General features: G+C 63.9%; 22 protein-coding genes. 15 read left to right on the top strand and 7 right to left on the bottom strand.

Features of this window, described 5'->3' with window-relative positions; genetic code table 11:
- Positions 1 to 60 precede the first annotated feature (60 nt).
- A complete protein-coding gene (locus LB572_RS18845) occupies positions 61 to 1,104 on the bottom strand; it encodes a CapA family protein (RefSeq protein ID WP_224668750.1) in 1,044 nt (347 codons plus the stop codon).
- 134 nt (positions 1,105 to 1,238) lie between these two features.
- Between LB572_RS18845 and LB572_RS18840 the strand changes: the two genes are divergently transcribed.
- Complete coding sequence (locus tag LB572_RS18840; protein WP_224668749.1) at positions 1,239 to 2,489, top strand: hypothetical protein; 1,251 nt, start codon at positions 1,239 to 1,241, stop codon at positions 2,487 to 2,489.
- Positions 2,490 to 2,715: 226 nt separating this feature from the next.
- On the opposite strand, the gene LB572_RS18835 is transcribed toward LB572_RS18840, so the two are convergent.
- Positions 2,716 to 3,879 carry a clavaminate synthase family protein gene (locus LB572_RS18835; RefSeq protein ID WP_224668748.1) on the bottom strand — a complete coding sequence of 388 codons (1,164 nt, stop codon included), beginning with the start codon at positions 3,877 to 3,879 and terminating at the stop codon, positions 2,716 to 2,718.
- Positions 3,880 to 4,043: 164 nt separating this feature from the next.
- Here LB572_RS18835 and LB572_RS18830 point away from each other — a divergent pair, with 164 nt between their 5' ends.
- The 8 genes from LB572_RS18830 to LB572_RS18795 all read left to right on the top strand — a co-directional run bounded on the left by LB572_RS18830 (position 4,044) and on the right by LB572_RS18795 (position 12,764).
- Entirely contained in the window at positions 4,044 to 4,979 is a 936-nt protein-coding gene (locus LB572_RS18830; RefSeq protein ID WP_224668747.1) for a LysR substrate-binding domain-containing protein, read from the top strand.
- Between the two features lie 99 nt (positions 4,980 to 5,078).
- Positions 5,079 to 8,189: an excinuclease ABC subunit UvrB gene (gene uvrB / locus LB572_RS18825; RefSeq protein ID WP_318014047.1), complete on the top strand. Its 3,111-nt coding sequence runs from the start codon at positions 5,079 to 5,081 to the stop codon at positions 8,187 to 8,189.
- A gap of 434 nt (positions 8,190 to 8,623) precedes the next feature.
- Positions 8,624 to 10,150, top strand: a complete 1,527-nt coding sequence (locus LB572_RS18820; RefSeq protein ID WP_224668746.1) for an ABC-F family ATP-binding cassette domain-containing protein — start codon at positions 8,624 to 8,626, stop codon at positions 10,148 to 10,150.
- A 110-nt stretch (positions 10,151 to 10,260) separates the two neighbouring features.
- The gene (locus tag LB572_RS18815) at positions 10,261 to 10,650 is read left to right on the top strand and encodes a nuclear transport factor 2 family protein (RefSeq protein ID WP_224668745.1); all 390 of its coding nucleotides are present in this window, start codon (positions 10,261 to 10,263) and stop codon (positions 10,648 to 10,650) included.
- A gap of 93 nt (positions 10,651 to 10,743) precedes the next feature.
- The gene (locus LB572_RS18810; RefSeq protein ID WP_224668744.1) at positions 10,744 to 10,926 is read left to right on the top strand and encodes a hypothetical protein; all 183 of its coding nucleotides are present in this window, start codon (positions 10,744 to 10,746) and stop codon (positions 10,924 to 10,926) included.
- A 150-nt stretch (positions 10,927 to 11,076) separates the two neighbouring features.
- On the top strand, positions 11,077 to 11,493 hold the full coding sequence (locus LB572_RS18805; RefSeq protein WP_140808759.1) for a VOC family protein: 417 nt from the start codon (positions 11,077 to 11,079) through the stop codon (positions 11,491 to 11,493).
- A 192-nt stretch (positions 11,494 to 11,685) separates the two neighbouring features.
- Complete coding sequence (locus LB572_RS18800) at positions 11,686 to 12,039, top strand: DUF1428 domain-containing protein (protein ID WP_224668743.1); 354 nt, start codon at positions 11,686 to 11,688, stop codon at positions 12,037 to 12,039.
- Positions 12,040 to 12,194: 155 nt separating this feature from the next.
- On the top strand, positions 12,195 to 12,764 hold the full coding sequence (locus LB572_RS18795; protein ID WP_140808763.1) for a dihydrofolate reductase family protein: 570 nt from the start codon (positions 12,195 to 12,197) through the stop codon (positions 12,762 to 12,764).
- A 72-nt stretch (positions 12,765 to 12,836) separates the two neighbouring features.
- Here the strand turns inward: LB572_RS18795 and LB572_RS18790 are convergent, their stop codons facing one another.
- Both LB572_RS18790 and LB572_RS18785 read right to left on the bottom strand, forming a co-directional pair.
- On the bottom strand, positions 12,837 to 14,471 hold the full coding sequence (locus tag LB572_RS18790; protein WP_140808764.1) for a tetratricopeptide repeat-containing sulfotransferase family protein: 1,635 nt from the start codon (positions 14,469 to 14,471) through the stop codon (positions 12,837 to 12,839).
- Positions 14,472 to 14,662: 191 nt separating this feature from the next.
- On the bottom strand, positions 14,663 to 15,058 hold the full coding sequence (locus LB572_RS18785; protein WP_224668742.1) for a Kazal-type serine protease inhibitor domain-containing protein: 396 nt from the start codon (positions 15,056 to 15,058) through the stop codon (positions 14,663 to 14,665).
- Between the two features lie 452 nt (positions 15,059 to 15,510).
- Here LB572_RS18785 and LB572_RS18780 point away from each other — a divergent pair, with 452 nt between their 5' ends.
- From LB572_RS18780 to LB572_RS18770, 3 genes are all read left to right on the top strand, one after another.
- On the top strand, positions 15,511 to 15,723 hold the full coding sequence (locus LB572_RS18780; RefSeq protein ID WP_006202520.1) for a cold-shock protein: 213 nt from the start codon (positions 15,511 to 15,513) through the stop codon (positions 15,721 to 15,723).
- Positions 15,724 to 15,959: 236 nt separating this feature from the next.
- Positions 15,960 to 16,172, top strand: a complete 213-nt coding sequence (locus LB572_RS18775) for a cold-shock protein (RefSeq protein ID WP_006202521.1) — start codon at positions 15,960 to 15,962, stop codon at positions 16,170 to 16,172.
- A gap of 284 nt (positions 16,173 to 16,456) precedes the next feature.
- Complete coding sequence (locus tag LB572_RS18770; protein ID WP_140808768.1) at positions 16,457 to 16,870, top strand: BA14K family protein; 414 nt, start codon at positions 16,457 to 16,459, stop codon at positions 16,868 to 16,870.
- Between the two features lie 174 nt (positions 16,871 to 17,044).
- Here the strand turns inward: LB572_RS18770 and LB572_RS18765 are convergent, their stop codons facing one another.
- The 3 genes from LB572_RS18765 to LB572_RS18755 form a co-directional block, all read right to left on the bottom strand.
- Positions 17,045 to 17,683, bottom strand: a complete 639-nt coding sequence (locus tag LB572_RS18765) for an MBL fold metallo-hydrolase (RefSeq protein WP_140807689.1) — start codon at positions 17,681 to 17,683, stop codon at positions 17,045 to 17,047.
- 250 nt (positions 17,684 to 17,933) lie between these two features.
- On the bottom strand, positions 17,934 to 18,251 hold the full coding sequence (locus tag LB572_RS18760; protein ID WP_140807688.1) for a hypothetical protein: 318 nt from the start codon (positions 18,249 to 18,251) through the stop codon (positions 17,934 to 17,936).
- A 146-nt stretch (positions 18,252 to 18,397) separates the two neighbouring features.
- Positions 18,398 to 19,291: a branched-chain amino acid aminotransferase gene (locus tag LB572_RS18755; protein ID WP_224668741.1), complete on the bottom strand. Its 894-nt coding sequence runs from the start codon at positions 19,289 to 19,291 to the stop codon at positions 18,398 to 18,400.
- Between the two features lie 261 nt (positions 19,292 to 19,552).
- Here LB572_RS18755 and LB572_RS18750 point away from each other — a divergent pair, with 261 nt between their 5' ends.
- From LB572_RS18750 to LB572_RS18740, 3 genes are read left to right on the top strand one after another with little or no spacing between them, the layout of a single operon-like run.
- Positions 19,553 to 20,086 (top strand): MarR family winged helix-turn-helix transcriptional regulator, encoded by a 534-nt coding sequence (locus LB572_RS18750; protein WP_181179750.1) that lies wholly within the window; start codon positions 19,553 to 19,555, stop codon positions 20,084 to 20,086.
- Positions 20,073 to 20,792, top strand: coding sequence for a response regulator (locus tag LB572_RS18745; protein WP_040989639.1), 720 nt, complete (start codon positions 20,073 to 20,075; stop codon positions 20,790 to 20,792). Before LB572_RS18750 ends, LB572_RS18745 begins: the two co-directional genes overlap by 14 nt.
- A 51-nt stretch (positions 20,793 to 20,843) precedes the next feature.
- On the top strand, positions 20,844 to 22,259 hold the full coding sequence (locus LB572_RS18740) for an ATP-binding protein (RefSeq protein WP_140807685.1): 1,416 nt from the start codon (positions 20,844 to 20,846) through the stop codon (positions 22,257 to 22,259).
- The last annotated feature ends 118 nt before the right edge of the window (positions 22,260 to 22,377 follow it).

The following is a 22,377-nucleotide window of genomic DNA, read 5'->3' as shown; positions in this document are numbered from 1 at the left end:
AGATGCGGCCATGATAGCGGTTTTTGCGCGAAAGTCGCCTGCGCTCGCTGCGATCTGCAGCTAGGCCGCTGACGTGGGAGAAATCGCTTCCAGCCGGACCGCGACCCTCTGCTTGAGCGCGCCATCCAGAGCCTCGACCGGCACCAGCCGCTCATGGCTGCCTGCCCGCAGCCGCATGAAGAAATGCATCTTGTAGGCGGCGATGGCGCCGCGCGTGGCCGGATCGGCGCTGACATCGACCACGAAAATCGAGCCGACGCGTGCCGGCCATGGCAGCCTTGCAAAGGCAGTGCCGAGAAAATCGCCAAGGCCGTAGGCGATCACGCTGCCGCCGATCCGCCCGATTGGCTGCACGACATGGGCATGATGCCCGACGACCAGCCGGGCGCCCTGATCCGCCAGCCGCCCTGCCAGCGCCCGCGTCGCCGGCCGCGGAAAATGCCGGAACTCCCAGTCCCAGTGCGGCAGGGCGCAGGCGAGATCGATGCCGGAAACGGCGTCGCGCGGCCATTCGGCGGCACGCATCGAGATGCGCGCCTCGAACGACACGGCGTTCGTGTTGCGCCAGAGTGTGAAAGCCGCGAAGCCGATCGTCAGCGGTCCGGCTGAATGGCGCTGGACCGGTCCGCCGGCAACCGTGCCGATGGTTCGGATCCCGAGCCGGCTCAGCGCCGCGAGCGTTTCCTCGAAACCGGCTATGCCCTGATCGAGCATATGGTTGTTGGCCAAGGACAGCACCAGCCTGTCGCGCTCAATGCCGGCCGTTGCCAGCGCATCGGCCAGGAAACGCTCGCTCATCGCATGATGCGTGCCGAGCCACGTGCCGGCCACCGCATGTGGGCGTTCGACGATCGGGCTTTCGCAATTGCCGACCACGAGGTCGGCGGATGAAAGCAGCGCCGCGATCGCCGGATCGCATTCCGGCGCATCGCGATTGGCGACCGCCGAAATGTCGCCGACGAAGGCCAGCCGCACCTTTCGCATGGGCTGCGGATCGAGCAAATTCGCCGCCGGCGCCGCCAAACCGCTCCTGTCGCCGGCAAGCGACGGTCTCAGCAGGCGCGGCAGCCACGACAGTTTGTAGGCAAGCGGATAGTTCGACACGGGTCCATCCATTTTCGCCCTGTGTAGACTGTCTGACGGGCCGGTTGAAGCGGTCACCGGCGATCCTGCGACGGGCTCTCGGGCTGATCGAAATACGTGTATGCTCGCGTATCATGCGGTGGAGGGCGACGACGATGCGTAGAGCGATCCTTGCAGCAGCCCTGTTTGCATTCCTGCCGGCGTCGTTTGCCTGGGCGGAGATGCCGGACGCGGCTAAGTCCATGTTCGAGGCGAAGAGCGTGGCCGACCGGAACACGGCGCTGTCTACCTTGGAGGCGGCAGCTGCCAAGGACCCGGCCTCGGCCTATGCGGCAGGCGCCGGCGAATTCTTCACCGCGCTCGAGTTCCTCGCCAGCGGCCTGCATCGCCACGGTTTCGAGAGCCCGAAATCCTTCATGCTGCCGCTGATGCAGCTGCCCGTGCCCGACAATCCCAACCCGCAGCCGCTGACCTACGAAGAATTCCGCGCCATACTGGTCACTTTCCGTGACCGGCTCGAAAAGTCGGCCGCCACGCTCGGCTCCGTGCCAAAAGATACCGATATCGGTATGGTGGTCGATCTCACCCGTGTCGGCATCGACCTCAACGAGGATGGCACGCTCGCTCCCGACGAAAGCATCGCGGCCATCATGGCGTCGCTCTCACGCGGCAGCATCGACACGGGCAATGCCGCGCCTTCGCTTATCTTCCGCTTCGACCGCGCCGACGGGTTTTGGCTGCAAGGCTACGCCGAGTTCCTGATGGCGCAGGCCGATTTCTGGTTGGCGCATGATTTCCGCAATGCCTTCGACGGCTCTTTCCACATGCTGTTCCCGCGTGCCAAACTGCCGCTGCAGGACGCGCTGGTGCCGCTGGACGGTGGCATGAGCGGCAACATGTTCGCCTCGGAATGGCGCTTTGCGGACTTCATTTCGCTGGTGCATCTCGTCAACTGGCCGGTGATCGAGCCGGAACGCCGGCAAGCCGCGCGACGCCACCTGCTGGAGATGATCCGGCTGTCGCGCGAGGACTGGAAATCGATCCTGGCCGAGACCGACAATGACCGCGAATGGCTGCCGGGACCGCAGCAGAAGGGCGTCAACCCGCTGACCGGCCTCGAGGTCGGCGCGGAGCAGGTGCAGGCCTGGCTCGCCACGCTGACGGTGGCTGAGGACCTTCTCGAAGGTCGCGTGCTGCTGCCGCATTTCCGCATCGCCGGCAAGGGCATCAACATGAAGCGCTTCTTCGACGAGCCGAAACCTTTCGACCTCGTCCTGTCGATCACCGGCCCCGGCATCGCGCCCTATCTCGAAAGCGGCAAGATCCTCACCAGCGAGGATTTCGACCAGATCCAGCGCGAGTTCGGCGGCGCCGGATTCTTGACGTTTGCGCTATGGTTCAATTGAGGGTCGCAAGTCTTGGATTCCTCGCCCCCCATGAAATGGGGGAGAGGTGGCTCGGCGAAGCCGAGACGGAGAGGGGAGCGCCGGTTCGGGCGGCGAAAGCGCCTCGAAGAGAAGGGCTTGCGCCTTATGAAGCCCCCTCTCCGTCCGCTTCGCGGACACCTCTCCCCCGCCCCTGGCGGGGATGAGGAACCGAACCTTCGAGGTTGGCGCCAACCCATAGCTATTGTCAGAAAATAGCCCCCTGATAGAGCACCGCCTCCGCTTCTTCCGGCGCGAAACGCCGCGCCAGCGTGCGAAACGCGCTGTGGACGCCGTCGCGGTCTAGGTTGCAGCTTCTGAGGTGGCGGACGGCCAGGGTCGGATCAAATTCGGTGCGCCCGTGCAGGACCCGCTGATTGTCGAAGACCAGCACCTCGCCGGGCTGCAGCTGGTGCTGGAACTGGTTCGCCGGATCGCGGATCAGCCGCGTCAGCTCGGCAAGCGCTTCGATCAGCCCGTCAATCTCATCGACGGCACCTGTCTGCGGCGCCAGGCAACGGTCGTTGAAGCGCATGCCGGTGACAGCGCCGGTCGCGTCAAGGCTGATGACATGCGCCTCGGCGCTGAAGAACACGTCGCCGGCATGCTCGCGATGGAAAGTGACGCCATGACGGGTCAGCAGGTCGAAGAGTTCCGGCGTGTTTTTGCGCATTCGCTCGGCCACCTGGAAACCATCGACCATCAGCGAGGTGCCGCCGCTGCCGGCGCCGGTCCTGATGGCATGGAAGAAGATGAAGCCCGGCGGCGAATAGCGGAACGGCTCGTCGGTGTGCGGGATCTGCGCCCGCGCCGTCTCGCCGGCCACCCGCGCGTCGGGCCGTGAGACGAGGTCGAAGACCTTGCCGTAGCTGGTCTCGCGTACCGGACCGTAGCGGCCGGCGACGCGCAGCGTCGCCTCGGGCTCGGCCGGAACGCCGGTCAGCATCGCAATGCCGTGGTCGCGCAAGGCGCGCAGCGATCGAAAAAGCGTCTCGTCGTCCTCGACCACGGCCTCGAAGGCGAAGCGGCCGAGCCGGCTGGCGAGATCGCTATTCCACAGTTCCGGCTGAAAGCGTGGCGCGCCGAAATCGCCGGGCCGCCCGGCATGGACAGCCAGAAAGCCCGCCGCGAAGCGCGAGGCATGACCGTCCTGCCAGATCACATCCATTGTCCCGCCGGACGAGATTTCGATCGACATTGCCCGGATATCGGCGGGAACGTCCGCGGGCGTCAGCCAGCGTTTCCCGGAAGCGGTGTCGCCGCATGTCTCGCACTCACAGGCAAGCCGCAGCCAGCGCATCGACAGCCGGCCGGCGCTGCCGTCATCGAATTCGACCGCGATGCGTGTTCCTTCGTTGCGAATCGCTCGCAAGGAGGGCTGTGCCTCAAGGGCCCGGCCGACGGAGGCTGACCGTGTCTGTATATCGAGCATGGCAAAGCCCTCCTTGGATTGAACTGACCTCAACAAAATTAGGTCTATGGCGGCTGTGTTTGCAAACGAGTTTGCTTTCGCGAATTTTGAGGTAAGCTCAATCCATGACGCTTCTTCGCGACCTCCCTTTGTCGGCTTTGCGGGCGCTGGCCGCCGCCGCGCGGACCGGCAGTCTCACGCGCGCCGCCGACGAGCTCGGCGTCACGCCGGGCGCCGTCGGCCATCAGTTGCGGCAGCTGGAGGACCGGCTTGGCGTCAAGCTGGTCAGCCGCGAAGGCAACGGCATCGCGCTCACGCGCATTGCCGAGGCGGCGTTGCCCGACATCGACCGCGGCTTCGACGCGCTGGCCTCCGGGCTTAGGCGGCTGCGTTTCGAGCGCCGTGCCGATACCTTCACCATCGCAGCCGATCCTTCTTTCTCTTCGCTTTGGCTGGCGCCACGCCTCGACAGGGTCCGTGCGGCGCTCGGCAGGCTGGACGTGCGCATCGTCCTGTCGATCACGCTGGACTCGATGCTGGAGGAAGGCATCGACCTCGCCATCAGCTACCGGAAGAGTTCGGCCAGGGATCTGGCATCGGCCGACCTCTTCACCGAAAGGGTAATCCCGGCCTGCGCCCCTGCGTTGATCGGAAGCCGCTCCGACCGGGACGGCGCCGGGAAGCTCGACCGCCTGCCCCTCCTCCATATCGACCAGACCATGGGCGACGACGTCTATCCCACATGGGGAAACTGGTTCACTGCTGCCGGCCGCCAGCGCAAGAACATCGACCACGGATCGCGCTTCCCCTTGACCGTGCTGGCCGCGCAGGCCGCGATTTCCGGCATGGGCGCGTTGCTTGCCAGCGAACTGGTGCTACGGGAGCATTTCCGCTCCGGTCAGCTCATCGAGATTGCCCGCGAGGTTCCGGCATTGACCATCAGGCGTCGTCTGGTCTGGCCGGTGGATGGACCGAAGGCCCGTCATGCCGCCGCCGTCGCCGCGGCGCTTGCCGCGACCGCAATCGCGGAGGCGGACGGTCCCTGGCCCACCAAGTCATGACGCCTCTCCTGACAGCCTTCTGTCAGCAGCGTCCGCGCCCGGTCGGCGCCCATTCACTCGGCTCTTTCCATTTTGGCCGAGTCCTCCCATATTCGGGTCATGGCCAAACATCCTGGCAAGAAGACGCCTTCGCAAGACGGCGCGCCGAAGCGGCGCAGTCCGCTGACCGAATTCCTCGACGCCGCCGAGCCGTTGAAGCCCGGTGGCTTTGCCGAGGCGCCGCAGGCCGAGTTTTCCGGCGCGCCGCTGACCGGCTCGATTGCCGATTGGGCCGGACAGATCGAGCGCGAGGCGGAAAAGCAGCCGAAGGCGAAGACGCCGAAGAAGATCCCCGAGCGCTCGTCCGCGCCGGGGCGCACGGCGCGCGGCACCTCGATGGGCGGCGCGGCGTCGGCCCGCGAACGCACGGCGGCGGGCCTCAACCCGGTCGCCGGTCTCGACATCTCGCTCGAAGACGCCGAGACCATGACCTCCAGTGGCGTTACCGCTACGGTCGCGGCGCTGTCGGCGCTGATCGAATCCGGCAATCCGCTACACAAGGACGGCGTGCTGTGGACGCCGCACCGCCCTGCCCGCCCCGACAAATCCGAAGGCGGCATCGCCATCAAGATGGTCTCGGATTTCGAGCCCGCCGGCGACCAGCCGACCGCCATCAAGGATCTGGTCGAGGGCGTCGACAACAATGACCGCACCCAGGTGCTGCTTGGCGTCACCGGCTCGGGCAAGACCTTCACCATGGCCAAGGTGATCGAGGAGACGCAGCGCCCTGCCTTGATCCTGGCGCCCAACAAGACACTGGCCGCGCAGCTCTATGCCGAGTTCAAGAAATTCTTCCCCGACAATGCGGTGGAGTATTTCGTCTCCTACTACGACTACTACCAGCCTGAAGCCTACGTCCCGCGCACCGATACTTTCATCGAGAAGGAATCCTCGATCAACGAGCAGATCGACCGCATGCGCCATTCGGCGACGCGCTCGCTGCTCGAGCGTGACGACGTCATCATCGTCGCCTCGGTCTCCTGCATATACGGTATCGGCTCGGTCGAGACCTACACGGCGATGACCTTCCAGATGCAGGTCGGCGACCGGCTCGATCAGCGTTCCCTGCTCGCCGACCTCGTCGCCCAGCAATATAAGCGCCAGGACATCAACTTCGTGCGCGGCTCTTTTCGCGTGCGCGGGGACACCATCGAGATCTTTCCGGCCCACCTGGAAGACCGCGCCTGGCGCATCTCGATGTTCGGCGACGAGATCGAGCAGATCACCGAATTCGATCCGCTGACAGGCCAGAAGACCGGCGAGCTGAAAAGCGTCAAGATCTACGCCAACTCGCACTATGTGACGCCGCGCCCGACCTTGAATCAAGCCATCAAGTCGATCAAGGAAGAACTCAAGCAGCGCCTGCAAGAGCTTGAAAAAGCTGGCCGTCTTCTGGAAGCGCAGCGCCTGGAGCAGCGCACGCGCTTCGACCTGGAGATGCTGGAGGCGACCGGTTCCTGTGCCGGCATCGAGAACTATTCGCGCTATCTCACCGGCCGCCAGCCGGGCGATCCGCCGCCGACGCTGTTCGAATACATCCCCGACAACGCGCTGGTCTTCGTCGATGAAAGCCACGTCACCGTGCCGCAGATCGGCGGCATGTATCGCGGCGACTTCCGTCGCAAGGCGACGCTGGCGGAATACGGCTTCCGTCTGCCCTCCTGCATGGACAACCGGCCGCTGCGCTTCGAGGAATGGGACGCCATGCGTCCGCTTTCGGTCGCAGTTTCGGCGACGCCGGGCGGCTGGGAGATGGAGCAGTCCGGCGGCGTTTTCGCCGAGCAGGTCATCCGCCCGACCGGCCTGATCGATCCGCCGGTCGAAGTGCGTCCGGCCAAGAGCCAGGTCGACGATGTCGTCGGCGAGATCCGCGACACCACCCGTGCCGGCTATCGCACGCTGGTGACGGTGCTGACCAAGCGCATGGCCGAGGACCTCACCGAATATCTGCATGAGAACGGCATCCGCGTCCGCTACATGCATTCCGACATCGATACGCTGGAGCGCATCGAGATCCTGCGTGACCTGCGCCTCGGCGCCTTCGACGTGCTGGTCGGCATCAACCTGTTGCGCGAGGGCCTCGACATTCCCGAATGCGGCTTCGTGGCCGTCCTCGACGCCGACAAGGAAGGTTTCCTGCGTTCGGAAACCTCGCTGATCCAGACCATCGGCCGCGCCGCCCGCAACGTCGACGGCAAGGTCATCCTCTATGCCGACCAGATCACCGGCTCGATGGAGCGGGCGATGGCTGAGACCAACCGCCGCCGCGAGAAGCAGATGGAATGGAACACCGCCAACGGCATCACGCCGGAATCGGTCAAGTCGCGCATCGCCGACATCCTCGACTCGGTCTACGAGAAGGACCATGTCCGCGCCGACATCTCGCAGTTCACCGACGATGCCGGCGCAATGATCGGCAACAATCTGAAAACCCATCTCGAGGCGCTGGACAAGCAGATGCGCGATGCCGCCGCCAATCTCGATTTCGAGAAAGCCGCGCGTGTCCGCGACGAGATCAAGCGGCTGCGCGAGATGGAGCTTGCCATCTCCGACGACCCGCTGGCGCGCGAGGTGGAAGGCCAGAGTCCAGCCTCGGGCCGCGAGAAGGGCAAGCACAACAAGGGCGTGGCCAAGCATCGTACGGCCGAGGAACAGGAACGCTTCCGCAAGCTCGACGAAGCCCGTGCCGCCGAGGAGGCGGCAAAGGCTGCCCGGCCCAACCTCTTCCGCAAGCCGCATCTCGACGAGATGGGCGCCGACGGCGCCGTGCCGGTGAAGAAGCCGCTCTTCGCCAAGCCGTCGATCGACGACATGGGTCCCGGCACCGACATGACGACGCCGGCGGGTGCCGTGTCGCGCTCGCTGTTCAAGAAGCAGTCGGCGGCGGAAGCGCATGGGTCAGACTTCGGCATTCCGGGCGACCGCACCAAGCCCCTCTTCCGCAAGAACTCGCTCGACGAGATGACGGTACGGCGGACGGAAAAGCCGGTTGAAGGCAAGAAGCCGTCAAAGCCCCAGCCAGTCTCACCGGAGGCGAATGCCAGCAGAACCGAAGCGCGCGACGACAAACCGGTTGTCCGCCAACGCTCCGGCATCGGCTCCTACGAGGACCCGGCCGACGAGCGTCGCCAGAAACGCCGGACGAGCAAGACCGGGCGGCCGGGGCAGTAGCGCCTTTTCCTTCTCCCCTTGTAGGAGAAGGTGGATCGGCGCGCAGCGCCGAGACGGATAAGGGGTGTTCCAGCGGAGTGAGACGTTGGCTTTCCCTGGAACACCCCTCATCCGTCGCCTTCGGCGACACCTTCTCCCACGCTCCCACGAGGGGAGAAGGTAAAGGTCCACTTGCCACCACTTCTCCCCCGGTGTACCCAATCCCCAACTCGAACATCCTGAAGGAGGGCTGCGTGAACTACTACCACCATCGTCCGCGTGGCCCGATTTGTGCCCTGCGAGCTTGCTTGCAGGGCTGACTAAAACGGTCCGGGTTTTCCCGCTTCGATTTTTGGTCTGCCCTTCGTGGTGCTGTTGAGCCTGGCCTGATGGCCTGCCGGCGCACCGTCAAAGTGCATTGAGCCGGATTTTCCGGACTGACCAGAGAAATCGACATGGCCTTGATCAGCCTCAAATCCCTCGGCGTAACCATGAGTGCGCCGCTGTTTTCCAAACTTGACCTCACCATCGGCGCCGGCGACCGGCTCGGCATCGTCGCGGCCAATGGCCGTGGCAAATCCACGCTTCTCAAATGCCTGGCCGGCCAATTCGAACCGACCGCCGGCGACATCACCCGTTCGCGCGGCCTGCGCGTCGGCCATGTCGAGCAATCCGTCCCCGACGCATTGTTCGACCGCGGCTTCCATGACGTCGTCGCCGAGGCCTTGCCGGCCGATCAGCGCGACAGCGAGTCGTGGCGCGTCGACGTCGTGCTGGATTCGCTCGAAGTGCCGGAAGACATGCGCGGCCGGCCGATGCGCGCGCTGAGCGGCGGCTGGCAGCGGCTGGCCCTGATCGCCCGCGCCTGGGTCACCGATCCGAACGTGCTCCTGCTCGACGAGCCGACCAACCATCTCGACCTCGCCAGGATCAGCCAGCTGGAAACATGGCTCAACGCGCTGCCGCGCGAGGTGCCGGTGATCATCGCCAGCCACGACCGCGCCTTCCTCGACGCCACCACCAACCGCACGCTGTTCCTGCGTCCCGAAGACTCGCCGGTGTTCGCGCTACCCTATTCCCGCGCCAGGCAGGCGCTCGACGAGCTCGATGCCTCCACAGCGCGCAAGTTCGAGCGCGACATGAAGATCGCCCAACAGCTGCGCAAGCAGGCCGCCAAGCTGAACAATATCGGCATCAACTCCGGCAGCGACCTTCTGACGGTGAAAACCAAGCAGCTCAAGGGGCGGGCGGAACAGCTGGAGGATGCCGCCGTGCAAGCGCATCGCGAGCGCTCGGCCGGCGCGATCAAGCTGGCGAACCGCGGCACTCACGCCAAGGTGCTGATCACGCTCGAGGACGCGGCGGTCGAGACGCCTGACGGCACGCTGCTGTTCAGGACCGGCAAGCACCACATCTGCCAGGGCGATCGCATCGTGCTGCTTGGCCGCAACGGCGTCGGCAAGACGCGCTTCATCGCCATGATCCGCGACGCCATCGCCGAGCCGGGTTCGGTTGCGAACATCAAGGTGACGCCGTCGACCGTGCTCGGCTACGGCGACCAGGCGCTGTCTGGCATCGATGGCGACGACACCCCGCTGGCGATGGTCTCGCGCCGCTTCGAGATCGGCGAGCAACGCGCCCGTTCGCTGCTCGCCGGCGCTGGCGTCGCGATCGAAATGCAGGAGCGGAAGATCGGCGTGCTCTCCGGCGGACAGAAGTCCAGGCTGATGATGCTGGTGCTCAGGCTCATCCATCCCAATTTCTATCTGCTCGACGAGCCGACCAACCATCTCGACATCGACGGCCAGGAAGCATTGGAGGACGAGCTGCTGAAGCATCAGGCGAGCTGCCTGCTTGCCTCGCACGACCGCTCCTTCATCCGCGCGGTCGGCAACCGCTTCTGGCTGATCGACAGGCGGCGGCTGACCGGGGTCGACGACCCGGAAGCGTTCTTCCGCTCGGTCGCCGAAACGCCGAATTGAGCGATGATGCATCTGCTGGGCCGGCATTCAAAGCAATGCCGGCCCGGCATACTTTTCCATCTGCTAAAAAAGGAGCATCTTTAATTGCTCAGCCATGGAGGGAACGGGCCATGCGTGCAGTGGACATCATCAGCAATCTCTACCAGGCCTATGCGGACCGCGACATCGAGGGCGCCTTGGCGCAGTGCGCCGAGGATGTCGTGTTCCGATGGATTGCCGATCCGCGGCAATCGCGTCATGCCGGCACCGCGCACGGCAAGCAGGAATTCCTCACCAAGCTGCTGGCGCTCGACGACGACTTCGAATACCGGCACTTCGTCCCGGTCGAGATCGTCGACGGCGGCGAAAAGGTCGCGGCACAGGTCGAGATCCACATGACGCGCCGCGCCACCGGCGAGGAGTTCATCATGCGCACCGCCAATTTCTGGACGGTCCGCGACGGCGAGATCATTGAGATGGTGGAATATTACGACACCGCGCTGGCCGCGTCGGTGTTCTGAAAAAAGATTGGGGCGATCTGTCGGATCGCCTGTTGCCGCCCCGTCCTTGGGATGCCGACACGATGATGCCGGCATCAACCAGGGAGAACCAACATGTCGGTATTGTCATCCATCGGCCGTCTTGCCAACCGGTATGCCCAGGCGCGCGCCCGTCACCGCAGCGAGCGCGTCCTGCTTTCGCTGCCTGCCGAGCTGCGCAAGGACATCGGCTTCCCGGAGATTTTCGAAACGCGCGAAAGCCGCCGCGCCGCCACCTTTTCGGCAAAGGTCATATAACGCGGCATATCCAATGCGATCGTTCGCCGGTCGCCCGGGCTGCCGGGAATCGGCCCTTTAAGAAATTTTCGGGAGGCATGTAGGATCGCCGCCGGTTCGTCCGTCCTTGGGTGGCAAACCAGATCAGACCCCGTGAAGAGGAACACGAGAATGAACGACCAGACCCCGCCCCGCGCCAAGGTCCTTGGCGGATTGACCCCCTATCTGCAGGTCGACGGCGCCATCAAGGCCGCCGAATTCTACAAGAAGGCTTTCGGCGCGGAGGAGGTGTTCGCCTATCCGCCGGACGACCAGGGCCGCACCATGCACATCCATCTCTATGTCAACGGCTCGACGCTGATGCTGGGGGACGCCTACCCCGAACACGGCCATCCGCATCAGACAGCGCAGGGCTATACGCTGCAGCTCCATCTCGGCAGCGACGATATCGATGCCTGGTGGAAGCGCGCGGTCGATGCCGGCTGCGAAGTCGTCACCCCGCTGCAGGTGATGTTCTGGGGCGACCGCTGGGGCCAGGTGAAAGACCCCTTCGGCGTCGCCTGGGCGATGAATGCGCCGGTGAAGTGAGACTGTCTACCTCTCCCCTGTGGGAGAGGTCGGATTGCCCCGAATTGCCCTTCGCAATTCGGTTGGCAATCCGGGTGAGGGGTAAGCTTGGCGCCAAGCTGGAGCGCCCTCATCCGTCTCGGCGCTGCGCGCCGATCCACCTTCTCCCACAGGGGGAGAAGGCAAAGCCGCGCCCAACCAAGGAGTTTCATCATGTCCTATGTCGATGGTTTCGTGCTTGCCGTGCCGAAGGCAAATCTCGATGCGTATAAGAAGCTAGCCGAGAATGGCGGCGCCGTGTGGATGGAGCACGGCGCGCTCTCCTATGTCGAATGCATCGGCGACGATGTGCCCTATGGCGAGCTGACCTCGTTCCCGCGCGCCGTGCAGGCCAAGGACGACGAGGTCGTTATCTTCGCCTGGGTCGTCTACGAGTCCAAACAGAGCCGCGATGCGGTGATGGCCAAGGTGATGGCCGACGAGCGCCTCAAGATGGACTGGTCCGCCATGCCGTTCGACGGTAAGCGCATGATCTTCGGCGGCTTCCAGCCGTTCGTCGAGCTTTAAGGCATGTCTCCCGAAAGTGGGAACCGGTTTCGGGACGAAGACATGCATAAAATCAAGAGCCTAAAGCGCGTGGAGCGAATCTGAAGGATCGCGACGCGCTTTAGGCGGGTGCCGGCGCCGAAACTCGTCTTCATTTCTCAAGATAGGACCGATGTATGCGCAAGCTGATCGTATTCAACAGCATATCGCTCGACGGCTATTTTACCGACGGGCACGGCGCCATGGACTGGGCGCACAGCCAGGATCCGGAATGGAACGCTTTCGTGGCCGACAATGCCAAGGGCGGAGGCATGCTGGTGCTCGGCCGCGTTACCTACGATCTGATGATCCAGTTCTGGCCGACGCCGCTGGCCGCGCAGATCGCACCGGTGGTGGCAGAACGCATGAACGCCATGCCCAAGGTCGTGTTTTCCCGAACGCTCGACACGGCGAGTTGGAACAACACCGAGTTGGTCAAAAGCGGGGCGGTGGCGAAGCTTCGACACCTGAAGGAGCAGCCGGGCAATCACATGACGATCCTGGGAAGCGGCAATCTCGTCGCTCAATTGGCCGAGGAGAACCTGATCGACGAATACCAGTTCGTCATCGTTCCGGTCATGCTTGGCGCCGGCAGGACGATGTTCGAAGGCATCGGCAACCGGCTCAATGTGAAGTTGGCCCGGTCACAGGCCTTCGGCAACGGCAACGTCTTCCTGCGCTATGAGCAGAAGGCGCGGGCCGCCTGATGCATCCAAAGGGTCAGGACGACGTTTCAACCGACGTCATCCTGATCCGGGACGCAACATCGGTCTGGCTGTTCAGTCCAGCTTGTCGAGCAGCGGCTTCAGCCGGTCCCCATACCGCTTCCACAGATCGACCGAGCCCTGGTACATCGGCTGGCGCACCTGCGCCGCCGAGGCGGTGCGAACCGGCCGGTCCGTCTCGTGGAACGACAGCACCTTGTCGTCCCAGGGCAGGCCGAGATACGCCATCAGCGCCCGCGTCTGCCCTTCCTGGTCGGCGACGAAATCCTCGTAGCGCACATCGTGCACGACGCCCGGCAGCACCTTGTGCCAATGCGCCATGATGTCGGTGTAGAGGTTGTGGAAATCGGCGAGCTCGCCGAGATCATAGCCATAGCGATGGCTGTCGCCGCGGAAATGCACCTTGAAGATCGACAGGCATGTCGCCGCGGCGTCGCGCGCGCAATGGACGATCTTGGCCTTCGGCAGCATCATGTGCAGGAAGCCGACCAGAAGGAAGTTGCCCGGCATCTTGTCGGTGACATGGCGATAGCCCGGATAGCGGCTATGCAGCATGTCGAGATAGGCCTGGCCGGCTTCGGCGAACGCCTTGTCGGGCATGTCGGCGATGCCGGCGGGGAAGCCGCCCGGCATGTTCATCGGAAACTGCTTGCCGACGGCCGTCTTCAGGATGTTCAACTCGCCGGCGCCAAGGACCTGCGGATGGCTGGCGATGATCTGCTCGACCAGCGTGGTGCCGGAACGCGGCATGCCGACGACGAAGATCGGCGTGTCGTCGGAAATGCCGCTTGGCTTGTGCTTCTCGAAGAAGGCCGTGTCGAAGGCCGCCTTCATCGCCTCGAATTCGCCGCGCGTGCGCGCAGTATCGTAGCCGATGCCCTTGCGGCGGATGGCATTGCCCTCGGCGAAATAGTCGAAGGCGCGGCCATAATCCTTGAGATCGTCATTGACCTTGCCCAGGCCGAAGGAGAGCTGCATGCGCGCCAGGCTGCCCTGCGGTGCCTTGGCGTGCTCGGCCTCCATGCCGGCAAGCTCCTTGTCGCGCTCGGTCTGGCGCTTGACCTGCGTGAGCAGCAGCCAGGCCCTGGCCATGTTGGGGGCGACAGCCAATGCCTGGCGGGCGAAATCGGCCGCTTCGTCGAGCTTGCCCTTCTCCATCATCGCGACGCCCAGCCCGTAGAGAAGCTCGGCGTCCTTCGGCCGGATCGACAGCGCCTCGCGGAACAGCTTGATCGCCTCGTCCAGGCGCCCGGCTTCCTGCAGGGTCTCGGCAAGGCCGATGCGCGCGCGGACATGGAACGGGTTCCGGCCGATCGTGCCGCGATAGATCTCCTCGGCCGCGTCGAACTGCCCAAGCTGCGTCAGCGACGAACCGAGATTGTCGCGCGCGGCCAGTTGGTCGGGCCGGATATCCACCGCGCCGCGGAAGAAATCGATCGCGGCGGGGACGCGCCCGAGGTCGCGCATGACCGTGCCCATATTGTTGAGGAAGTCGGCATTCTCCGGCTGCAGCGTCACCGACTGCTCGAGGAGATCGAGCCCTTCCTCGCTCCTGCCGGTCTGGTGCAGCAGCAATCCGAGGAAATGCAGCGCGGCGGCATGGTTCGGCTGCTGGCCCAGAACCTGCCGGTAGAGCGCCTCGGCCTCCTGGCGGCGCCCCGCCTGATGCAGCTGCAGCGCCTTTTGCACATACGGGTCGAGCGGGCTGGCCGAGCCACCTGGCCTGCCGCCGGCGTTTGCCGCTCTTCTGTGATCTTTGCTAATGGGAAACCTGCCGTATTCGTTGGTCCGCCGGACCTAAGCCATGCGGGCAAGAGATTCAAGACAAAGCGTCAGCGCGCGTCGCGGTATCCATCTGCGCAGATGGATACCGCCGCCTTTCAGCAGGGCCCGTCGCCGACGATGCGATAGTCTGCCGCGCGCGCCTCGCACGCGTTCGGGAAGGTCCGCACTTGCCCATGGCGCCTGGCGCAGACCGGAGCGTATTCGCGCGTGCAGAAGGCTTGGTCTCCACCGCCACCGTCGCCACCGTCGCGGCAAGGGCCGTCGCGCACGATGCGGTAGCCTTCCCTTTCGGCCAGGCAGGCATTGGCGAAGGTCTGGCGGTCGCCGCCGCGCCGGGCGCAGACCGGTTCGTATTGCATGGTGCAGAGCTGCGGATGCGGCCGGGGCGGCCGCGGGCGCGGACCATCGTCGACGACGACGGTACAGGCCGCCAGCAGCGCGGACAGCATGAAAATGACAACGCCCTGCCGTGACACCGCAAGAAACCGCATATGCCCCTCCTCCATCCCGGCGCGTGATGCCGGCTCGCGATATCCTCGCATCCTGCGTGGTAAACGCAACCACCGTTTGCGGAGCCGCGGAACCCGTCGTCGCCGCCCTCATACTGGCCTATGCTTGGCCCGCCTCTGGCCGATGACCCGCGGTGGCACGGGGTCTATCGAGGCCCCAGCGTTGGACGCGCCGCGGGCCGCCCGCGAGCGTCATATTGCAACCATCACGTTTCCGTGTAATAAAAGCCATGTTCGGGCATTTGCGACCCGGAGAGCGGCACGTTTTGGACGACCTTTCCCCGACAAGTGTGAATCTCTGACAGCCCCGTTTTTCGGCGGGGGGTTTGACCATGCGCAAATGCATGACCGCCGAAGCAACCACCGGGATTTGCCCAAGGCGCGAGGCAGCGGGCGAACCACCAAGACTGACACGGGTGAAGGAGTTTTCCCCAATGGCCCAGACCGGTACCGTAAAGTTCTTCAATGCCACCAAAGGCTTCGGCTTCATCACGCCGGATGGCGGCGCCAAGGACGTGTTCGTCCATATTTCCGCGATCGAGGCCTCTGGCCTGCGCACGCTGGTCGACGGCCAGAAGGTCACCTTCGACGTCGAGCCGGACCGCATGGGCAAAGGCCCGAAGGCGGTCAACCTGCGCGCCGCCTGATCGCCGGGACAGCCCGTCCTTGCGGATGCAATGGGCGGCAGGCTGATGAACCGGCGTCTGGACAGGCCTGAAATTGCGAAGGCGCGACCCTTTCGGTCGCGCCTTTTTTGCGCGCAAATGCATGGATCGGCAGGCGAAAACTTTCTCTTGCCGATAGCGCTAAAATAAAGGACAAATTTCCTCTCGGGCAGTTTGCCGGCCCGAGACTTGACTTGATGGGATCAAAGGAGTTTCCCATGCCGCAGACCGGCACCGTCAAATTCTTCAACCATGCCAAGGGCTTCGGCTTCATCACGCCCGACGATGGCGCGAAGGATGTCTTCGTCCACATTTCGGCTGTGCAGGCGTCGGGCCTTCCCGGTCTCGAGGATGGGCAGAAAGTGACATTCGACACCGAGCCGGACAAACGCGGCAAGGGTCCGAAGGCCGTCAATCTGTCGATCGGCTAAGCCGGCTCACGACGGATCCGACGGAGGGCTTTTCAGGCGGGACTGCTCCCGCCCGGAATGGATTGCGCCCAGGTCCCGAAAAGCCGCCCGCTTCGAAAACCGGCCAGGGCTCGAAAAATCGCCCAGATCCGGAAATCGCCAAAATTCGGAAATCGCCAGTCACGAAAATTCGTTTGCGCCGATTTCCGTTCAGCCTCCGTTCAGCCACGGTCTTCTATTAACCTTTGCTAAAGCCGGTTCGTATCCCCCAAAAAATGCGCGGGCCGGCGCGAAGGAGACCGAAAATGAACCGCTTTCTCAAGACCGCCATCCTGAGCGTTGGCATTGCCGCGACCACCTTGGCCACCTTCTCGGCGGCCAATGCCGACGACTGGCGCTGGCACCATCATCGTGATCGCGGCGGCGACGCCCTTGCCGCCGGCGTGGTCGGCTTGGCGGCAGGCGCCCTGATCGGCAGCGCGCTCAGCAACCCCGGGCCGCGCTATTACGAACCGGCCTATGGTGACGACTATTATGTCGACCGGCCGGTGCGCCGCTACTACGTGCAACAGCCGCGCGTCGTCTATGCCGACCGCTACGCCGAGCCGTGGACCCGTGGCTGGTACGAGTATTGCTCGGACCGCTACCGCTCCTTCAACTCGCGCACCGGCACCTTCACCGGCAATGACGGCGCCCAGCATTTCTGCGTCGCCAATTAATGCATGTCGCCCAGAAGTGTGCTCGGTTCTGGGACAACGACATGCATCAAAACAAAGACTTAAAGCGCGTCGCCTGAATCCGGTTCAGCGCGACGCGCTTTAAGTAAAACCCAGGGTTCCCTGCCCCGGCCAAAAGCGCCGCCTCCAGCGGCGCTTTTCTTTTTGCCGGCAAGGTCAGGTCAGGAAAGGATTGGTCCGCCGCTCGTCGCCAAAACGGCTACCCGGGCCATGGCCGCAGATGAAACCTATGTCGTCGCCAAGCGGCAGAAGCTTGTCCTTGATCGAGGCGATCAGCGCGGCATGGTCGCCGCCAGGCAGATCGGTGCGCCCGACCGAACCGCGGAACAGCACGTCGCCGACATGCGCGAATTTGGCCGCGCGGTTGTAGTAGACGACATGGCCCGGCGCATGCCCAGGGCAATGCAGCACCTCGAATACATGATTGCCGAACGACACCGTTTCGCCTTCGGTGAGGAAGCGGTCCGGCACGCAGTTGCGCACGCCGGCGATGCCGTAGCGCCTGCCCTGGTTCTCGAGATTGTCGAGCAGCATCTTGTCGGCCGCATGCGGACCGACAATGTCGATGCCGAGCGCTTCCTTCAGCTCCATCGCGCCGCCGGCATGGTCGATATGACCATGCGTGATCCAGATCGCGTCGGCGGTGATGGCATTGTCCTTCAGCACCGACAGTATCTTGTCGACATCGCCGCCGGGATCGACGACGACGCCGGTCTTGTCGTCCATATCGAACAAAATGGTGCAGTTTTGCTGGAACGGCGTGACCGGCACGATGCAGGCATTGAGCTGACCCATGGCTTTCCTTCCTCGAGCAATTCCACGAAACGCGGGCCACCGTCAGGCTCGGGTCTTCGCCGTAGCCCCCGTCCGGAATTGCGCCAAAAGAGATGGAGCGGTTTGCCGTCTCTGTGCAACGGTGAACCACTCCAAGTGTCGCCCTGATGTAGAGGCCATGGCCAGCCGCGTCCACCATCGGCGCCGCCTCTCTAAAAGAAATGGGCGGCCGAAGCCGCCCATGCCGAGGCCCGAGGGGATAATCCGGGGCCTATTTCTTCATGGCGCCCATGACCGCGCCGATGATGGCGGTCAGGATGGCGCCGCCGCCGGCGCCGCCGACGATATTCTGAATGTTCAGCGCGCTGCCCACCCCACCGGCCGCCGCCGCGGCCGCTGCCGGATCGACCGCGCCGCCGCCAAGCAGGCTGCCCAGGATGGCCGCGCCACCGACGCCGCCGATCGCGCCGCCAAGGATTTTAGGAAGCTGACCCAACGCCGCTTGCTTCAGCGCCGCGCCGACTGCCTGACCGCCGATAACACCCGTAATCACCTGAATAACGATCGCAACGAGCGTGTTCGTATCCATGTACCTAGTCCCTCCATAGCCGCCAGCCTCCTCGGGCCGACGACATCATGAGACGCCGAATTGTTCGAAAGTCAAATGCACAGGCGCTTAAATAAAAAGGGCGGCTCGAAAACCGCCCCTATTGCACAAAAAAGCTGTGACTATCGCTATTCTGCGGCAATCGCATGCTTAGGCTGCACCGCAGCCGAATAGTCGTTCATCAACGTCTTGGCTATCTCGCCGACTTCGAATCGGTACGGGCCGATCTCCGAAACCGGCGTGACCTCAGCCGCCGTCCCGGTGAGGAAGCACTGCTCGAAACCTTCGAGCTCCTCAGGCATGATGGCGCGCTCGATCAATTCGAAACCGCGATCCTTCGCCAAGCCGATCACCGTGCGGCGGGTTATGCCGTCGAGGAAACAGTCCGGCGTGGGCGTATGGATCTTGCCGTCCTTGACGAAGAAGATGTTGGCGCCGGTGGCTTCCGCCACCTGGCCGCGCCAATCGAGCATCATGGCGTCGGCGTAGCCCTTGGCCTCGGCGGCGTGCTTGGACAGCGTGCAGATCATGTAGAGGCCGGCGGCCTTGGACTTCGACGGCGCGGTGCGTGGATCGGGCCGGCGCCATTCGGCGACATCGAGGCGAATGCCCTTGAGCTTCTGCGCGGGGTCGAAATAGCTCGGCCACTGCCAGATGGCGATGGCGCAGTTGATGCGGTTGTTCTGCGCCGAAACGCCCATCTGCTCGCTGCCGCGCCAGGCGATCGGGCGCACATAGGCGTCCTGGAAACCCTGTTTCTTCAAAAGCGTCCGGCAGGCCTCGTCGATCTCAGCGACCGGATAGGGAATCTTGAAGCCGAGCAGGCGTGCCGATTCATGCAGGCGCTCATTATGCTCGGTCAGCTTGAAGATCTCGCCGCCATAGGCGCGCTCGCCCTCGAAGACGGCGCTGGCATAGTGCAGACCATGGGTCAGCACATGGACCTTGGCGTCGGTCCATTTGACGAACTCGCCGTTCATCCAGATGAAGCCGTCCAATTGATCGAAGGGAACGGATGCCATGGAAACCTCCCGCGGGCGGGCACCCGCAAATCGTTGTGTTTTAAAGCCTTTCGTACCGGCCTCGCCACAGGGTCCGAAACGCTGGCCAATGCTTGAAAGCGTAGGCGGATATTCAATCCGTGGCAAACTCAGGAAGTTCCGGAAAAACGGCTTCCGCTTGCCTTTTCGTTCGCAATCCGCCGAAAAGCTTGTCAAAAATTATCATTGCTCGGAAATTACGTCAATAGTACTGACATAATTCCCGCCTTGCATGGAGAAATGATGACGGATCCAAGCCCCGCAGCCGGAAAACCGATCAGGACGGCGATCGCCGACGAGGACGGCATCGACTTCGCCATCATCGAACTGTTTTTCTTCGCCTACCGCGATTTCACCTCCGACCCGGACCAGATCCTTGCCGAATACGGCTTCGGCCGCGCCCATCATCGCGTGCTGCATTTCGTCAACCGCAGGCCGGGGCTCACCGTCGCCGAACTGCTCGATGTGCTGAAGATCACCAAGCAGAGCCTCGCGCGGGTTTTGAAGCAGTTGATCGACACCGACCATATCGTCCAGGTGCAGGGTCCGCGCGACCGCCGGCAGCGCGAACTCTACCCGACCGCCAAGGGTCGCGCGCTGGCCTTGGCGCTGGCGCGGCCACAGTCGCGCCGCATCCGTGCGGCATTGGAGGATTCCGGAGCCACCGAACGCGTCACGATCGAACGATTCCTGGAAGCGATGGTCAATCCGGAACTAAGAGCGCAGATCGACATTGTGCCTGCGCAAACATCGGGGAAGAACCATGGAGACCATTGAGAAGGTCGATCATCCGGCCGCGCCCGACGATGACGCGCCGCATCTTCTGGTTGTCGACGACGACACGCGTATCCGCAACCTGCTCAAGCAGTATCTGTCCGAGAACGGTTTTCGCGTCACCGTCGCCGGCAATTCCGGCGAGGCCAGGCGCAAGCTCGCCGGCCTCGACTTCGACCTTCTGGTGCTCGATGTCATGATGCCGGGCGAGACCGGCGTCGACCTTACCAAGGCGCTGCGGGCCGAGAAGAATGTGCCGATCCTGATGCTGACGGCGTTGTCCGAGACCGACAGTCGCATCACCGGGCTGGAGGCCGGCGCCGATGATTACCTGCCGAAACCGTTCGATCCGCGCGAGCTGATCCTGCGCATCAACAACATCCTGCGCCGTGGCGGCCCGGCGGCGACGCCGAAGGTGGAGCAGTTGGTCTTCGGGCCCTACACGTTCCAGATCGCCAAGCGCGAATTGAAGCGCGGCGGCGAGGCGCTTAAGCTGACCGACCGCGAGCAGGAAATCCTCGCGATCTTCGCCGCGCGGGCGGGCGAGACCATTCCGCGCCATGAGCTGGTGGGCGATGAATCGGATGTCGGCGAGCGCACCATCGACGTGCAGATCAACCGGCTGCGCCGCAAGATCGAGCGCGATCCGTCCAATCCGGTGTGGTTGCAGACGGTGCGCGGTATTGGGTATCGGCTCAGCGTCGAATAGGTTACCGTCGAAGGCCCTTTGCTGAACGGCCATCGACGAGCGGAAGGGCGAATGGCGACCACGCAACTGGACAAGCCGAAAGCAGGCGGCCCCGGCGATCTCGCGCTGCGGACGCTGAAGGCGATGCCGCGCGCCTGGAACCGTTTCTGGCGCCTGGTCGCGCTCTATATGCCGAAGCGGCTCTACGCCCGCTCGCTGATCATCGTGATCGCGCCGATGATCCTCTTGCAGTCGGTGGTCGCCTTCGTCTTCATGGAACGGCACTGGCAGACGGTCACCCAGCGCCTGTCGCAGGCGACCATCTCGGACATAGCGGCCGTCATCGACATGATGGAGACCTATCCGCACGACGCCGACTACGCCAACATCATCCGCATCGCCCAGGACCGCATGCAGTTGAAGGTGGATCTGCTGCCGCCCGATCCGCTGCCGCCACCCGGCCCGAAGCCGTTCTTCTCGATCCTCGACGAGGCCTTGTCCTCGGAGATCACCAAACAGATCAATCGTCCGTTCTGGATCGACACGGTCGGCAACTCCAACGTCGTCGAGGTTCGCGTCCAGCTTGAAGGCAAGGTGCTGCGCGTCTTCGTGCGGCGCAGCCAGGCTTATGCCTCGAACACCCACATCTTCCTGATCTGGATGGTCGGCACCTCGCTGGTTTTGTTGATGATCGCCATTCCCTTCCTGCGCAATCAGATCAGGCCGATCCTGACGCTCGCCGAGGCCGCCGAGAGTTTCGGCAAGGGGCGACCGATGCCGCGCGATTTCCGCCCGCGCGGCGCCGAGGAAGTCCGTCGCGCCGGCTTCGCTTTCATCCAGATGCGTGAGCGTATCGAGCGCCAGATCGAGCAGCGCACCGCCATGCTGACCGGCGTCAGCCACGATCTTCGAACAATCCTCACCCGATTCAAGTTGCAGCTGGCGCTGGCCGGCGGCAAGTCCGAGACCAAGGCCGCGCTCAACCAGGACATCGATGACATGCAGTCGATGCTGGAAGGCTATCTTTCCTTTGCCCGTGGCGAGGCTGCGGAGGACACCGGCCGTTTCGACCTCAAGGCCTATTTCCAGAAGCTTGGCGAGGAAGCGCAATTGCGAGGCTGCAAGCTTACGACGGCGCTGACCGGCGATCCGGCCGTGCATGTGCGGCCGAACGCCTTTGCTCGGCTGCTGTCGAACGTCATCGGCAATGCTTTCCGCTATGCCAAGACCGTCGAGGTACACGCCAATCACGGTCGCGGCTCGCTCACCGTCACCATCGACGACAACGGGCCGGGCATCGCGCCCGACAAGCGCGAAGAGGTGTTCAAGCCCTTCCTGCGGCTCGACGAGGCGCGCAACCTCGATGCCAGCGGCACGGGACTTGGCCTGTCGATCGCCCGCGACATCGCCCGCAGCCACGGCGGCGACATCAGCCTCGAGGACAGCCCGCTCGGCGGCCTGCGCGCCGTCATCAAGGTCCCCGCCTAGCCAGAGCATGATCCCGAACCGAAGGTCAGCGTAGCAATAAGTGGAAGCCGGTTTTTGCTTCGCTGACCTTCGGTTCGGACAAGATCATGCTCAATCAAAAAACAGCTTCATCCGCCCG

The organism is Mesorhizobium sp. BH1-1-5, assembly GCF_020165615.1.
In the GTDB taxonomy this organism is placed as follows: Bacteria; Pseudomonadota; Alphaproteobacteria; order Rhizobiales; family Rhizobiaceae; genus Mesorhizobium.
The sequence above is the reverse complement of the archived record's forward strand: the minus strand, read 5'-3'. Positions and strand labels throughout refer to the sequence as shown.